Source organism: Candidatus Thermoplasmatota archaeon (genome assembly GCA_038884455.1).
Lineage (GTDB): Archaea > Thermoplasmatota > E2 > DHVEG-1 > DHVEG-1 > JAWABU01.
Genome location: JAWABU010000048.1, coordinates 1 through 12,602 on the forward strand (window position 1 = coordinate 1; position 12,602 = coordinate 12,602).

The 12,602-nt window shown below is 39.3% G+C and carries 15 protein-coding genes; 10 read left to right on the top strand and 5 right to left on the bottom strand.

The window, feature by feature from the left end; translation table 11 throughout:
* Nucleotides 1-146: 146 nt before the first annotated feature.
* Nucleotides 147-389 carry a hypothetical protein gene (locus tag QXL17_07710; GenBank protein ID MEM4259015.1) on the bottom strand — a complete coding sequence of 81 codons (243 nt, stop codon included), beginning with the start codon at nucleotides 387-389 and terminating at the stop codon, nucleotides 147-149.
* 335 nt (nucleotides 390-724) lie between these two features.
* Nucleotides 725-1,516: a DUF6159 family protein gene (locus QXL17_07715; GenBank protein ID MEM4259016.1), complete on the bottom strand. Its 792-nt coding sequence runs from the start codon at nucleotides 1,514-1,516 to the stop codon at nucleotides 725-727.
* A gap of 300 nt (nucleotides 1,517-1,816) precedes the next feature.
* On the opposite strand from QXL17_07715, the gene QXL17_07720 reads away from it, so the two are divergent.
* The 10 genes from QXL17_07720 to QXL17_07765 all read left to right on the top strand — a co-directional run bounded on the left by QXL17_07720 (nucleotide 1,817) and on the right by QXL17_07765 (nucleotide 11,091).
* The gene (locus QXL17_07720) at nucleotides 1,817-2,599 is read left to right on the top strand and encodes an exodeoxyribonuclease III (GenBank protein ID MEM4259017.1); all 783 of its coding nucleotides are present in this window, start codon (nucleotides 1,817-1,819) and stop codon (nucleotides 2,597-2,599) included.
* Nucleotides 2,600-2,611: 12 nt separating this feature from the next.
* Nucleotides 2,612-4,120: a carboxypeptidase M32 gene (locus tag QXL17_07725; GenBank protein MEM4259018.1), complete on the top strand. Its 1,509-nt coding sequence runs from the start codon at nucleotides 2,612-2,614 to the stop codon at nucleotides 4,118-4,120.
* 25 nt (nucleotides 4,121-4,145) lie between these two features.
* On the top strand, nucleotides 4,146-4,838 hold the full coding sequence (locus QXL17_07730) for a 2,3-bisphosphoglycerate-dependent phosphoglycerate mutase (protein ID MEM4259019.1): 693 nt from the start codon (nucleotides 4,146-4,148) through the stop codon (nucleotides 4,836-4,838).
* Between the two features lie 56 nt (nucleotides 4,839-4,894).
* Nucleotides 4,895-5,362, top strand: coding sequence for a sterol desaturase family protein (locus QXL17_07735; protein ID MEM4259020.1), 468 nt, complete (start codon nucleotides 4,895-4,897; stop codon nucleotides 5,360-5,362).
* 8 nt (nucleotides 5,363-5,370) lie between these two features.
* Nucleotides 5,371-6,084 carry a lycopene cyclase domain-containing protein gene (locus QXL17_07740; protein ID MEM4259021.1) on the top strand — a complete coding sequence of 238 codons (714 nt, stop codon included), beginning with the start codon at nucleotides 5,371-5,373 and terminating at the stop codon, nucleotides 6,082-6,084.
* 70 nt (nucleotides 6,085-6,154) lie between these two features.
* On the top strand, nucleotides 6,155-7,633 hold the full coding sequence (gene crtI, locus QXL17_07745; protein MEM4259022.1) for a phytoene desaturase family protein: 1,479 nt from the start codon (nucleotides 6,155-6,157) through the stop codon (nucleotides 7,631-7,633).
* Nucleotides 7,623-8,501 (top strand): phytoene/squalene synthase family protein, encoded by an 879-nt coding sequence (locus QXL17_07750; GenBank protein MEM4259023.1) that lies wholly within the window; start codon nucleotides 7,623-7,625, stop codon nucleotides 8,499-8,501. Before crtI ends, QXL17_07750 begins: the two co-directional genes overlap by 11 nt.
* A gap of 134 nt (nucleotides 8,502-8,635) precedes the next feature.
* Entirely contained in the window at nucleotides 8,636-9,688 is a 1,053-nt protein-coding gene (locus tag QXL17_07755; protein MEM4259024.1) for an ABC transporter ATP-binding protein, read from the top strand.
* Nucleotides 9,689-9,691: 3 nt separating this feature from the next.
* Nucleotides 9,692-10,801, top strand: coding sequence for an ABC transporter permease (locus tag QXL17_07760; GenBank protein MEM4259025.1), 1,110 nt, complete (start codon nucleotides 9,692-9,694; stop codon nucleotides 10,799-10,801).
* Nucleotides 10,802-10,953: 152 nt separating this feature from the next.
* Nucleotides 10,954-11,091 (top strand): hypothetical protein, encoded by a 138-nt coding sequence (locus QXL17_07765; GenBank protein MEM4259026.1) that lies wholly within the window; start codon nucleotides 10,954-10,956, stop codon nucleotides 11,089-11,091.
* Between the two features lie 7 nt (nucleotides 11,092-11,098).
* Here the strand turns inward: QXL17_07765 and QXL17_07770 are convergent, their stop codons facing one another.
* The 3 genes from QXL17_07770 to QXL17_07780 all read right to left on the bottom strand — a co-directional run.
* Nucleotides 11,099-11,347 carry an Lrp/AsnC ligand binding domain-containing protein gene (locus QXL17_07770; GenBank protein MEM4259027.1) on the bottom strand — a complete coding sequence of 83 codons (249 nt, stop codon included), beginning with the start codon at nucleotides 11,345-11,347 and terminating at the stop codon, nucleotides 11,099-11,101.
* Nucleotides 11,348-11,403: 56 nt separating this feature from the next.
* Nucleotides 11,404-11,742, bottom strand: coding sequence for a Fis family transcriptional regulator (locus QXL17_07775; GenBank protein ID MEM4259028.1), 339 nt, complete (start codon nucleotides 11,740-11,742; stop codon nucleotides 11,404-11,406).
* Nucleotides 11,743-12,048: 306 nt separating this feature from the next.
* Nucleotides 12,049-12,602, bottom strand: a 554-nt coding sequence (locus tag QXL17_07780) for a transposase (GenBank protein MEM4259029.1), incomplete at its 5' end; no start/stop codon positions are given.

The window sequence follows — 12,602 nt, forward strand, 5'->3', positions numbered from 1 at the left end:
GGATCTGATGGATTTCTATACTTTATACGATTGTCAGGCATTTGATCCGCATGTGAATCGACAGAGATTTAGGGAGGAATGGTGGGCTTAACCGATGACCAATGAAGGTTTTTCTTTACCAGATCATCCTGAAAGAAAAGAAGAGATTAAAATTTCGCTTTACCAAACAGAGGTTTGTCCTTATTTTGTTCGTGAATCAACCACAGACCAATCGGCATACCACACTCAGATAGTTTCAAAGAGATATGCGACCAATGTGCAAGTCTATCATCAGGAGCATGTGAACAACATTCTTCGCAGACAAAAATAGTATCATCAAATACAAGACCTTTCAGATGATCATTTAAATCAATTGTATGTTTACAAATCTCACAAATTCTTTGAACCATCATATACCCCCTTTTTGAAGATTCATTTTTTCATTCTCTACCGAATCAATAAAAATGAACATTATTCACTATAAAAATCTTTGTAAGAAAAAAAGAGGATGGGATGAGGGATGCAATCTGAAACGATGAATGATATGTGGCAGAAATGCCAGCGGCCCGCAGGGCTGGCATTATCCCCCGCATCTCACGTCGTAGTAAACAGACAACAGCATACCTTACTTATATACTCTGAGACAAGAGAGGATTGAAAGTATTCTACCTGCTCCTCTTAGAACATCAAGAAAAACATTGAAACAACTCTGGATATCCGCTGAGTTACACAAGCAAGTTCTGTATTACATAAAACCAGGAGCTGTTGGGGGAAGCATCGATGCATCAAACTCATCAGGCAACTTTTTGGTTGTTGCATACTGATACAATGCAGCTACATAAATACCATTAATCGCTGATGCAACTGCCCCAAGAACTGCCCAATAGAGCAAAGCAGTAGCCACACATATAAGAAGAAGGATCGTATTCCCGAAGAGCATCCCGAGGACAAGAGGAACTACTCCGAGTAAAAACAACAAGAAAAAAATTCCTCCAAACCCGAGTGAACCAACTAGAGTCTCACCCCAAGTCTGCCGGAATAATGTTGCACTCCGCCGAATTGAATCACCCATGCTTCGTTTTTCAAAAATCAACACAGGAATGATAAAAAACGTCACATACGTCCATGTAATACCAACCAACCCAACAATAATCCGTCCAACCCAGCCAGAACGCTCCCGAATTGCCTGCAAGATAACACCAATCGTCGCAGAGATAACAGCCCAAAGAAAGATTCTCACAATATTCTCACGAGCAGCATGAAGACCATCTGCAACCCGGGGATCACCACCATTCAGTCGAATATGCGCACAAGCAACAACTGCTGTGTTGAAGAAAATAACCACGAAAAACAAAAGAATGTACAATACAAACATTAAAACAACAGGAATCACCGGCTGCGTTGACAGCTGTGGCAACCCTAGAAAAATAAAACCCCCAATAAAAGAGACTATCAAAACAACACAGGCGATAAAGGAAAACACAGGAAATAACAGAATTTCTTTATCTTTCCGTAACACGTCAAAACTTGTTTTCATCAGCTTCCAACTACGATCTAACCTTCCCATGACACAATAAACAGAAACAACCATAATAAAGATTATGGTACCTTTAAAAAATCAAGCCATCGGAAGTCTGGAAAAAAGAGAATTTGGGATGGGATGCGCCAAATAACCCTAAAATCCAGACTCCCCGAATAACTACAAAACCTTTATGACTTTAAAAAGATAACTCTCATATGTCATATCGAGAAGTACTTCTGATGACAAAAAAGACAATAGCTTTAAAGAGCATATGTATGTATTATTATATAAAAGGTTATTCAGAAGCGAGAAACTATGACGTCTCAGGTACAACGCATCCTTTCATGGAATGTCAACGGGCTTCGAGCAATAGAAAAAAAAGGATTTTTCTCCTGGTTTCAAAAAGAGTCACCAGATATTCTCTGTCTCCAAGAAATCAAAGCAACCCCTGAACAACTCCCACCTCATCTTCGAAACCCACCAGGATACCACTCCTATTTTAATCCGGGAGAACGCAAAGGATACAGCGGTGTTGCCATGTTCACCAAACAAAAACCAGTTTCAATAAAGAAAGGTTTTGGTATTCAAAAATTTGATAGCGAAGGACGCATACTGATTCTCGAATACAGCAATTTTATTCTGTTTAACATTTACTTCCCCAATGGGAAAAAAAATCACGAGCGGCTCACATATAAACTTGATTTTTACAACACCTTCCTCAAATATGTAGACATGTACAAAGAACAGGGAAACAATATTATCATCTGCGGTGATGTCAATACTGCACATACTGAAATTGACCTAGCGCGACCGAAAGAAAATGAAAAAATCTCTGGTTTTTTACCAGTGGAACGTGCATGGATCGATACGCTACTATCCCATGGATACCTTGATGCCTTTAGAGTTTTTAACCATGAACCTCATCAGTATACTTGGTGGGATATGAAAACCAATGCTCGAGAACGAAATATCGGCTGGCGTATCGATTATTTTTTCATCAACAAAGAACTCCTACCCCATCTTACCAAAGCATTTATCATGCAAGACATACTGGGTTCTGATCACTGCCCGATAGGAATTGAACTCAGCAGCATATGAGAGGAAAAAGGTATGAAAGAATCGCTTGAATATGTCTACAAAGAACAAAAAGAACTCTCGATCTATAGTGGCATTGGTGCACTGCTTGGCTGGGATCAAATGACGTATATGCCTTCTGATGGAAGTAGTGATCGAGCTGAACAAACAGCACTGATCTCCAGGCTTGCTCATGAAAAAACAACAGCAGATGCTTTGTATGACCACGTACGAAAACTGAACGAAACAATAACCTTTGCTCAACTCAAAGAACATGACAAACTAGTTGTTACTCGCCTGAAAAAAGATCTTGAAAAAACAAGAAAAATACCATCAGCCTTTATTGAAAAAATATCAAAAACAACCACACTTGCCTATCAGGCATGGGAAGAAGCTCGAGCAAAAAAAAATTTTTATCATTTCGCACCACATCTTGAAAAAATCATCGAACTTGAAAAAGAATACTGCACCTATATCAATCTCCCAGGGCATCCCTACAACAGCCTTCTTGATGATTACGAAGAAGGAATGACGGTTGACATCCTAAAAAAAGAGTTCACCTACCTACGTAAAAACCTCATCGAAATACTTGACAAAATCAAAACAAGCACCTTGTTTCAAAAACAAAAACCATTTCAAAAAACACTCTCCATTGAAAATCAGAAAAAACTCTGCAACTACTTCATAAAAAAAATGAACCTATCAAAAACCAAATTCCGCCTCGACGTCTCAACACATCCCTTCACCACCTCAATAGGTAATAACGATGTCCGCATCACCACCAACTTCGAACGAAAAAACCCTTTGTTCTCGTTTTATTCAACCATCCACGAAGTGGGACATGCACTTTACGAACTCAACCTGCCGCAAAACGAATACAAAGATACGGTTATTTCTGACTCACCTTCATTAGGACTGCATGAATCACAATCAAGGTTCTGGGAAAACATGATCGCCCGAAACAAACATTTCTGGGTTTTCTTCTACCCTGTTTTCCAAAAAATCGTTCCAAAAAAATTCACCACCATAGCCCTTGATCAATGGTACCGCATCATCAACCAAGTACAACCCTCACTCATACGAGTTGAAGCAGATGAACTCACCTACTGTTTACATATCATCCTTCGTTTCGAACTCGAACTCATGCTCATCACCGATGAAATCAAGGTTGCCGAAGTTCCTGATATTTGGGATCAAAAAATACAGAACTACCTAGGCGTACGCCCACACAACGATGTCGAAGGGGCTCTTCAAGATATGCACTGGAGTGGGGGAAGCTTTGGATATTTTCCCACCTATGCTATTGGAAGTATCTATGCCGCACAACTATTCCAGACACTACTCAAACATCATCCTGATACGCTCCAGAACATAGAACAGGGAGACTTTGCTTCCATCATAACTTGGCTTCAGAACAACATTCATCAGTATGGACGGCTTATGACCGCTGACGACATTATTAAAACATGCTGCGGGGAGGGGCTCAACTCACAAAGATACATATCTTATTTAAAAGATAAATACTATACCCTCTATAACATCTAAAAAGGAAAGGAGAGAATAAAACACTATGTCTCAATTAGTTTTAGTTCGTCATGGACAATCACAATGGAATCTTGAAAACCGGTTTACCGGCTGGGTCGACGTCCCATTATCAAAAAAAGGACGAGATGAAGCAATTAATGCTGGTAAACAACTCAAAAACATCTCTTTTGATGCTATATACGTCTCTCACATGCTCCGCGCGATACAAACACTCCATTATATTCTATTAGAGCTCAACGACTCTCGTATTCCTATCTTCCATCATGAAGAACCCAGGGTCAAAAAGTGGGAACATTATACCGGTGACACCACAAAAGAACTCCCTGTTTACCAGTCAGTAGAACTCGCAGAACGATACTATGGTGATCTCCAAGGCCTTAATAAAGATGAAACAAGGAAAAAATACGGCGATCAGCAAGTTCATCTCTGGAGGCGAAGTTTTGATGTGAATCCACCGAATGGAGAAAGCCTGAAAGACACCTGCGAACGAACCATTCCCTACTACAAAAACAATATTGTACCACAACTTGAACGTGGAAAGACAATTCTTATTGTCGCCCATGGAAACAGCCTACGTTCCATCATAATGCATGTTGAAAACATTTCAAAAGAGATCATACCAACTGTAGAAATACCAACTGGTATACCTATTATTTACACCTTTGATGCTCATCTAAACATGCAGCAAAAAAAACTCCTCGAAGTAGAAAAACCATAAAATAGCGCCTACGAAAGAATAATAAATCTGCTTTGCGTCTTGAATAAGATACAGCTATGCTTGAAATTGGTGTATATCTCATCATCATGATTCTTGTTTTTCTCAGTATGGATGCAGTCGCCTGGTTTCTCCATAAATATGTCATGCATGGTTTCGGATGGTTTCTCCACGAAGATCACCATCGTTATACAAAAAAACGTTTTGAAAAAAACGATGTGTTTGGTTTGTTTTTTGCAGTCGTCTCAATACTGTTCATCTTTTCTGGTTTTTTTGCAGGATTAGATCTACGATTCTTCATCGGCGTTGGCATTGCACTCTACGGACTCTGGTATCTCATTGTTCATGACGTCTTCTTTCACCGTCGACTCAAAATCAAATACCGTCCAAAAAGCAGATACCTGAAGCGAGTACTCCACGCCCATGCAGTCCATCATCAGAAAAGTACGGCACATCAAGGGATTTGTTTTGCTTTCATGTATGCACAAAAAAAGTATGATGTACCACAAGAACAATTAAAAAATTAAAGGCCCATATGATCATAAACTATCTCATCTTAGATATACTCATCATCCTTTTTCCTTTTCTTTTGTCATTTAACTGGAAATTTACCTACTATCGATATTACACAGCATTATTCCCTGCTATCGCCATCGTCGGTATCGGCTATATCCTCTGGGATGCAATCGTCACTGCACGAGGAGACTGGTGGTTCAACTACAACTATCTCTCAGGCATAACCATCATTGGGCTACCACTTGAAGAAATACTTTTTTTCATCGTTGTTCCCTACTCATGCATCTTTATTTACGAAAACCTAGAATATTTCTATCCAGATAAAAAAATCACCTACAACAAACACCTATACATCGGTATTACCATACTCTTGATTCTCGGCAGCATCATTTTTTATACCCAGGCTTATACAATTCTAGCGCTCATATCCTGTGCCTTTTTCTTCATCATTGCCCTCTGGTGCTACCCAGAGATTCTCCAATCACGAAACTACTGGCTCTACATTGGCATCTCCATGATTCCATTTATCATCTTCAACTATCTCTTAACCTCACTACCGATTGTTCTGTACAACCCGTCTGCCATATGGGGTGGAGACGGCCTGTGGAACGGCAGATTCATCACCATACCCTATGAGGATTTCTTCTATAACTTCGCCATGCTTTCATTCTATCTGCTTGTCTATCGCATCTTTAAAAAACGATGGTTTACCAAGAACGAAAAAACAACATGATATAAAACGCAAATAATACAAAGACCTATATGATAACAACTATCATTACTCTGCCTGGTTTGTGATTCTTATGACCAAAAAAAAAGTAGCAGTGATCGGTGCAGGTTTTGGGGGGATGGCTGCTGCAGCACTCCTTGCTCGAGATGGCTACCAAGTCACTGTTGTTGAAAAAAATGACCAACCAGGTGGTCGAGCAATCATCTACAAAGCAAAAGACTTTGTCTTTGACATGGGACCATCATGGTACCTCATGCCAGATGTGTTCGAAAAATTCTTCGCAGAATTTAACAAAAAACCAGAAGACTACTATAAACTCATACGACTCAAACCAGCATACCGAGTTTTTTTCTCAAAAGACGAACGTGTTGATATATCACCAGATCTTGAACAAAACTACCAGCTCTTCGATCGATACCAAAAAAACGGTCGAGAACAATTTAAAAAATATCTTGCCGCAGCTGAATACCAATACACTATAGCAATGAATGAATTCATCTACAAAGAATACCAGCACCTCTGGGATTTCTTCAGTCCAAAACTACTCATTAAAGGATCCAAACTCCACATCTTCAAAAAACTAGATTCCTATGCCCAGCGATATATCACTGATGAAAAACTTCGAAAAATCCTGGAATACACCATGGTGTTCCTTGGTGGAACCCCTTTCGACACCCCAGCATTATATTCACTAATGTCCCATGTTGATTTCAACCTTGGGGTCTGGTATCCAGACGGAGGATTTGGAACACTAGCACGCTCCTTTGAACAACTCGCAAAAGAACAAGGAGTTAACTTTCTCTACAATCATGAAGTAACAAAAATTATCACTGAACACAACACCGTAACTTGCCTTGAAACAAACACCGAAAAAATCCCAGCAGACATCATTGTTGCAAACGCTGATTACCATCATGTTGAAACACAACTCCTTGAACCCTGCCATCAAACCTACCCTGAAAAATACTGGCAGAAAAAAGCAATCGCACCATCAGCACTCCTCATGTATCTCGGCGTCCAAGGAAAAATACAAAACCTTGTACATCACAACCTCTATTTTGCATCACACTGGGAAGATCATTTCAACACCATCTTTAGAAATCCGCTCTGGCCAAAAGATCCCTCATATTATGTCAGCTGCCCATCAAAAACAGATCCTACCGTTGCTCCAAACGATGCTGAAAATCTTTTCATTCTCATCCCTGTTGCAGCAGGGCTCCATGACCCGAAAAAAATACGAGAAAAATACTTCAACCAAGTCATCACACATCTTGAACACCTCACCGGTGAATCAATCAAAGATCGAATCATCGTGAAAAGACTCTTTGCCCATGCTGATTTCACAAACTATTATCATGCTTATAAAGGAACAGCACTTGGCCTTGCCCACACCCTTAAACAAACTGCAGTATTCAGACCACACCATAAGAGTAAAAAAGTAAAAGGATTATACTACACAGGACATTATACCCATCCTGGTATCGGCGTACCTATGGTTATCATTGCCTCACAAATCGTAGTCCACCAGATAAGGAATACCTATGATCGTTGATAAAACATTCATAGCAATTTTTCAAAAAGGAAGTAGAACCTATTTCTACAGTAGCCTTTTTTTCCCAATGCATATCCGCAGAGACGTCTTTATCCTCTATGGTTTTGTCAGAAAAGCAGATAATTTTGTTGATGCAGTACCACAAAATCCACAAGGTTTTTATGAGTTCAAAGAAAAATACAAACAAGCAGTCGCAGGACAGCAGACCGGTGACATCGTCATTGATTCATTCGTAGACCTTGCACACAAACATAATTTTAACTTCGAATGGGTTGATTCTTTTCTCCATTCCATGGAAATGGATCTTACAAAAAAAACCTATGAAACTATGGAAGAAACCATTGACTACATGTATGGATCAGCTGAAGTCATCGGGCTACTCATGGCTCGAATCCTTCACTTAAACAAAGATGCTTTACCCTACGCCCAATATCTTGGTCGAGCAATGCAGTACATCAATTTTATCAGAGACATCGATGAGGATAACGCTCTTGGGAGAATTTATTTTCCACGATCTGAACTGCAAAAATATGGTTTAGAAAATCTCAATTATGATCACGTTCTCAATCATCAACAAGGATTCTATGACTTTATCCATGCACAAATACAAAAATACTGTGAATGGCAAGAATTCGCAGAACAAGGATATTCTTGCATCCCAAAACGGTACCTCATCTCCGTGAAAACAGCGTCTGAAATGTACAAATGGACTGCACAAAAAATCCTCCGCAATCCGTTCATTGTCTATGACTGGAAAGTAAAACCACGGATCATACGCATCGTCACAGCAACGCTAGTAAATCTCATCAATATCATGAGTGATAAATACGAGACAACACCCTGCCCGGTAAAACAGCATCATCACTAACCTTATACAAAATAAGATACGTATACGCATCAATATCTGAAAAATAGGAAACAGTACGTAACACATAAACCTAAATACCAGTTTTTTATACAGCTTTTACCTATAAATATATTCGGATTTGTGGATCATTACCTATGCCTGAGATTGAAATGCAATTTCGCTGTCCCAATTGCCGGGAATTGGTCACCTTCAAAGGGAATGCTGGAGAACAACGAATCGCTGCGTGCCCTGCCTGTGGAAAAGAGGCAAAACTCCGCTTTCAATCAGCAGAACCAGCAATAGAAGTATACAACCTGCGAAAGGAATACAATGATCTCGTTGCAGTTGACAACATTTCATTTACTGTGAAAAAAGGAGAAATTTTTGCATTTCTTGGACCAAACGGTGCAGGAAAAACAACAACTGTCGAAATGATTGAAAACATTCGAACACCAACTGCTGGAACCATAAAACTTCTTGGTGTTGACATACAAACTGGTTTTAACCAAATCAAAGAACGCATCAGCATACTACCTCAAGAATTTCATTCCTTTGAACGATTCACCGTTCGAGAAACATTGACCTATTTTTCAAAATTATATAAAAAACAAGCAAACATTGATGACATCATCAAAACCATGGATCTTAAAATCCACGAAAAAAAACTATACAAAAATCTTTCAGGTGGTTTGAAACAACGCGTCGGTGTAGCTCTTTCCCTTGTCAATGACCCGGAGATTATTTTCCTCGATGAACCAACCACAGGTCTTGACCCGAAAGCACGACGAGAAGTCTGGCAGGTTATTGCAAATCTCAGAGATCAAGGAAAAACTGTTTTTCTCACCACCCATTACATGGATGAAGCAGAATATTTGGCAGACCACATCGCAATTATCCATAAAGGAAAAATCATTGCGGAGGGGAGCCTCGAGGAACTGATTGAACGATATGGTGATAAAACAACCCTTTATATTAAAAATTGTACGAATGCTGCAACACAAAAAATCCTTGAGGAAAAAGGATTTGAGGTGACACCAACTGGAAATGGAGATCTTGCAGTAAAAATCGAATATAAGGAGAAAGTCCTCGAAGTTTTATCTGAACTGCGTCATGAATGCATTGAATACGACGGTGTCGACATCAGACGGTCAAATCTTGAAGAAGTATTTTTGAAACTGACTGGATCTCGTCTCACTGAGGAGGAATAAACCATGAATGTGAAAATCATTGCCCTTGATTTTTTCTACAACATCAAAAGCTGGTCGCGAAGTCGCGGAACCGTATTCTGGTCACTGCTCTTTCCCATCATGCTTATCCTCCTGTTTGGTGCTATTTTTTCAGGATTTGGTGACAACAAATATACTCTGTATGTTCAAGATTTAGATAACACTGAAGTATCACAAAGTTTCATTACCATTCTTCATAACACCAACGTTATCCGTATCGAAAATGTAACAACGAACACTACGATTACTGAATACATCAAAGATCATAATATTAAAAATCTCATCGTCATCCCAAAAGGATATGGGACAGCGGTTCGTCAATCATATACTGATCCATCGGTTACGATTGCGTTACAGTACTACTTTGATCCCTCAGAACAACAAACCACACAGATTATTCGCAGTGTAATTTCAAATATACTTTTTGAACTGAACATGCAGATTTCACAGGGGAGAACAATTATCAGGTTAACTGAAGAAAGTACGGTAACTGAAAACTTTGGATTCATTGACTTTTTTATTCCAGGGATGATTGGTTTTACCATCATGCAACAGTGTATCTATGGTAGCATCGAACGAAATACAAAATATCGAAAAGATGGTATTCTAAGAAAGCTTCTAACTACACCTATTACCAGGTCAGAGTGGATAATTGCAAAAATGCTGTTCATGTTGTTCCTTGCATTTCTTTCAACGACGGTTGCCATCACGGTCGGTGTGCTTGCGTATAACATCAAAGTATACATCACCATCTATACGATTATTATTATTGTTGCGACAAGTTTTCTCTTCTCAGGCATAGGTATGATCATCGGCAGGTTTGTCAAAGAGGAGGAAACTGCTGATATGGCTGCTGGTGCAATCAGCTTTCCGATGATGTTTCTTGCTGGGACTTTTTTTGCTGTCGAATCTATGCCGCCAATTATACAAACTATTGCTCATGTACTCCCGCTGTTTTATGTTAATGAAGGTTTGAGAAATGCTATGATCTATTTGAACTATGATCTTGCTCTCACCTATACTGCAATTGTTCTTGTTTTTGCAATCATTTTCTTCGTTGCCGGTGTTTTGCTGACCAAATGGAAAGAAGATTAAAAAAAAACGGTATCTTGTCTCTAAATTCATGGTTCTGCTGTAGGATTTTTTTGATTATAGAAAAATATTTATATTAAAAGATATAAATATAATTATATGGATAATGCTAGCAGATAGCATTATCCATCCCACAAATAGGGATGTGAAAAAAAATGTTGGTTGTTGGGACAGTTTCCAGTATTGAAGAACAAACAGAACTACGTTTCATTGCAGAAATTGTTATCATCGGAGAACGATTCAGATTTCTCGGACGTCAACAACAAACAATGAAACCAATAAAAAAAGAGTAGAAAAAAATTATTTTTCACCAGAAAGACTTTGTGTTCCTATGAGTGTTTTGGTATCAACAACTCCTTTTGTCGCCCGAATCTTATTAATTACAATCTTTCCAATCGAATCAATATCAGGACACTCAATTTTCAATAAAATATCATATTCTCCAAAGAGAGGGTGAACCTCTGTTACTTCAGGAATATTTCGCAGTGCCTGATAGACCGATTTTTCATAAAGCGGGCTTATACTTAGTAATGCAAAACCTGTTGCCATAGTAAGACGACATACACTTTCTATATCATATAGTTTTCTTTAAAAATATCTTGTTGTTATTCTTCAGGTGGACATGAACCGCATTCAATCGGAAAAATTTTTTTAGCAATGAGAGTTTTACAAATCCTGCAGGTTTCCGAGACAATACTTACTTCAGTATTTTGAATGATCCGTTCCGCAGAACGATGGATCTCCTCAAGAACTAGAGGATCAGTAATCTTGATCTTTCCTCGCTTATGCGAAAGATACTGACAAACTGCCGCTGGTGTTATCCCAAGTTTTTCTGCTGCTTCTTTTTGAGTTAATCCATGCCTTTGGATCATACTTTCAGCTATCTCTTTTCGTATGACTGGAAGGCCGTTCCACAACATGTATTCACATGGAGTCTGCTTCATACCAACAAGAATATCGCAAGTATTCAAATAATTAACGCATGTTAATTCCTCTTGATTAAAAGCAAATTGAAGAGCTTTAACGCCGTAACACTAAGATACCATAGACATGCGGCTGCATCCCAAAATGGGTTCAAGGATGACTCTTTGAACTCCTTTTCGCTGTGAACTAACTCACAGCATTCCTCCAAAATCATGGTTTCAATGGACGATTTCACAGCCTGATGACGGTCATTAAGCATATTTTTTAAGAACTCCCTATAGTTTAAACTCATTGCAAAGGGAATCGGAAGGGGTTTCGCTGTGGACTTATACGACTGGGATCCACAATGGAACCTTCCGTTCCTTCGCGTATCGAACAAGCAGCACTTGTTTCACATTATAGGATAAAACCTTCAGCGCTAACTCTCTTTTCTGCATCCACCGTTTCCTGCTATACAGGAAACCACCCCAGCGTTTCTTGATCGAAGAAAACACACTCTCAATGATAGACCGCAGATGGTAGACGGCAAGCCATGCTTCTGGGTCCTTTTTGTGTTCTCTCTTTTTGTGTTCTCTGAACGAGATAATCCACGCAGGATTTCCGTTGGCTTTGCTCCTGGCATTTTTCCTAAAGTAAAGGTATGGTGTACCGTTTTTATCAGCAACAAGTTGGCAGTTGTTCCGGGAGGAAAATGCCTTGTCACCGAGTACATTACCAAGTTCCGGGAGGTTTTTAATTAGATGTTCAAACTCCTTGGAATCATGTCGATTCCATGGTGTGGTCGTAAACCACTGGATCACACCGGTTTCAATATCGATGCTGATATGGAGTTTGATACAGTCTTTTCGTCCGCTTTGCCGTTTGATCCGGATGTCGTACC

Coding starts and splice junctions, on each gene's coding strand:
- QXL17_07710 (MEM4259015.1), bottom strand. CDS start 389: ATGGTTCAAAGAATTTGTGAGATTTGTAAACATACAATTGATTTAAAT.
- QXL17_07715 (MEM4259016.1), bottom strand. CDS start 1,516: ATGAAAACAAGTTTTGACGTGTTACGGAAAGATAAAGAAATTCTGTTA.
- QXL17_07720 (MEM4259017.1), top strand. CDS start 1,817: ATGACGTCTCAGGTACAACGCATCCTTTCATGGAATGTCAACGGGCTT.
- QXL17_07725 (MEM4259018.1), top strand. CDS start 2,612: ATGAAAGAATCGCTTGAATATGTCTACAAAGAACAAAAAGAACTCTCG.
- QXL17_07730 (MEM4259019.1), top strand. CDS start 4,146: ATGTCTCAATTAGTTTTAGTTCGTCATGGACAATCACAATGGAATCTT.
- QXL17_07735 (MEM4259020.1), top strand. CDS start 4,895: ATGCTTGAAATTGGTGTATATCTCATCATCATGATTCTTGTTTTTCTC.
- QXL17_07740 (MEM4259021.1), top strand. CDS start 5,371: ATGATCATAAACTATCTCATCTTAGATATACTCATCATCCTTTTTCCT.
- crtI (MEM4259022.1), top strand. CDS start 6,155: ATGACCAAAAAAAAAGTAGCAGTGATCGGTGCAGGTTTTGGGGGGATG.
- QXL17_07750 (MEM4259023.1), top strand. CDS start 7,623: ATGATCGTTGATAAAACATTCATAGCAATTTTTCAAAAAGGAAGTAGA.
- QXL17_07755 (MEM4259024.1), top strand. CDS start 8,636: ATGCCTGAGATTGAAATGCAATTTCGCTGTCCCAATTGCCGGGAATTG.
- QXL17_07760 (MEM4259025.1), top strand. CDS start 9,692: ATGAATGTGAAAATCATTGCCCTTGATTTTTTCTACAACATCAAAAGC.
- QXL17_07765 (MEM4259026.1), top strand. CDS start 10,954: ATGTTGGTTGTTGGGACAGTTTCCAGTATTGAAGAACAAACAGAACTA.
- QXL17_07770 (MEM4259027.1), bottom strand. CDS start 11,347: ATGGCAACAGGTTTTGCATTACTAAGTATAAGCCCGCTTTATGAAAAA.
- QXL17_07775 (MEM4259028.1), bottom strand. CDS start 11,742: ATGAAGCAGACTCCATGTGAATACATGTTGTGGAACGGCCTTCCAGTC.